Raw genomic sequence first — 1,710 nt, 5'->3', positions numbered from 1 at the left:
GGAGAAAGCGACTTCTTAGTAGTCGGAGGAGTAAAACTGGATCTGGAATGATCCAGTTAATCGTCCTCCCTAGAACAAGGTTAACGACCTTGATAGGGCGAAAGAAGTTAGTAATTTATGGTTTATTGGATTTTTTTATATAAGAGGGCTTTTTACAATAGCTATCAGAAAAAGGTAAATCCTGAGATCGAAACGTAAATAATCTATTAATATATATTTAATGCAAAAAATTAGAATTATTTAACCAAATTATATTTTTAAATATTGTGATATATAGTTATAAAAAATTTTTTAATAAGTAAATTAATAATTTGATGAATTATTAATAATTAATATACTATTTTAATAAAAATTTTACATTCAATTATTTTTATAATTTTAAAATCAAAAATTTTATTCACTCAAGACAAAGTTCTAATAAATGTTCAAAAATATTGATTAATTTATTAAAAACTTTTGTATAAAATATTTATGTCATTAGAAAGTTTTTAAATATGAATTTAAATCTAAAAAAAATACAAATCAAAAAAAAATTTAATATAATTAATTTATTTATAATTATTTTAAGTTTAATATTTATAAATAATCGAAAATCTTATTTAGTTTACGCTGGTTCAAAGCATTCAGTAATTAAAAAAACAAATTCTTATGAAAGATTATTTGATTCTTCTGAAACCAAAATCGAAATTTTAAGGGAAAAAATAAAACAAGTTTCCATTAAACGAGAAGAAATTTCAAAAGAAATCGATTCAATAGAAAAAGAATTATTAGCATTGAATTTAATAATTAAAAATAAATATAATCATCATTCCCGAAGGGGCGCCAAAGAGGCCTAAATATCGAGTGAACTAACCCATCACCAGTGCGATAAACACTGACAGGCTAAGAACGGTTCTTGAAAGGAAACCATCAAGAATTACAGCAGTTCTTAAAAGCGGGTTGCGATGAAGTAGTTAGTCAAAAAGACACCGCCACCGAATGGTTCTAAGGGTAAACCTGAAATGGTCTAAGAAGATAAGTAGATGTAATTTTTTAACCTGTCTCGTAAACTACTATAAGCGAGCAGTTCAGAGTATATCAATATAAACTTCGAATATTGGATAGTTTATCACTTAACCAACCTGGAATCTCACCATGAATAAAATGGTTACTTCCCCTAAGGAACCAAGGTTGATATTTAGCGTAACTTGGAGAATCCTAAAGGCGAGTTATTAAATTAACGAATAACGAGATTAAAAAGTCATTATAGCCCAAGGAGAAAGCGACTTCTTAGTAGTCGGAGGAGTAAAACTGGATCTGGAATGATCCAGTTAATCGTCCTCTCTAGAACAAGGTTAACGACCTTGATAGGGCGAAAGAAGTTAGTAATTTATGGTTTATCGATAAATTATGGCAAGCCGGATGCTTGGAAACTTGCTTGTCCGGTTTAGAGGGGGGCTATTTGTAATAGATAACTAGTTGATAAATCCAGTTATTGAAACGCAAATAATCTATCTCTATTTTTTTAAAATTTCAAAAGTTTTCTTTAAAAGAAAAAAAAAATAATCTTAAAAAACGTTTTTATGAATTAATGTTAGAACAAATAGGGCGCAAAAGATGCTCATAATTCCGCTATTTAACGCATAGCCTAGAGTGATAATCTCTAGAGGTCACGTAAACACTGCAAGGTGGGCTTGATCAACTAGTTCGAAAGAAGAGTTGATAACAGCA

2 protein-coding genes are annotated in these 1,710 nt (G+C 28.8%); both read left to right on the top strand.

The genetic code is table 11. From position 1 onward, the window contains the following. The first annotated feature begins 494 nt into the window (after window positions 1-494). Window positions 495-836, top strand: coding sequence for a hypothetical protein (locus OC701_RS02635; RefSeq protein WP_304514532.1), 342 nt, complete (start codon window positions 495-497; stop codon window positions 834-836). Between the two features lie 465 nt (window positions 837-1,301). Beyond that, window positions 1,302-1,430, top strand: a complete 129-nt coding sequence (locus OC701_RS02630) for a hypothetical protein (protein WP_304514531.1) — start codon at window positions 1,302-1,304, stop codon at window positions 1,428-1,430. Window positions 1,431-1,710 lie beyond the last annotated feature (280 nt).

This window comes from Candidatus Phytoplasma bonamiae (assembly GCF_030586845.1).
Taxonomy (GTDB): domain Bacteria; phylum Bacillota_I; class Bacilli_A; order Acholeplasmatales; family Acholeplasmataceae; genus Phytoplasma; species Phytoplasma bonamiae.
Note: the sequence above shows the minus strand (reverse complement) of the source record. Positions and strands in the feature narration are given on the sequence as shown.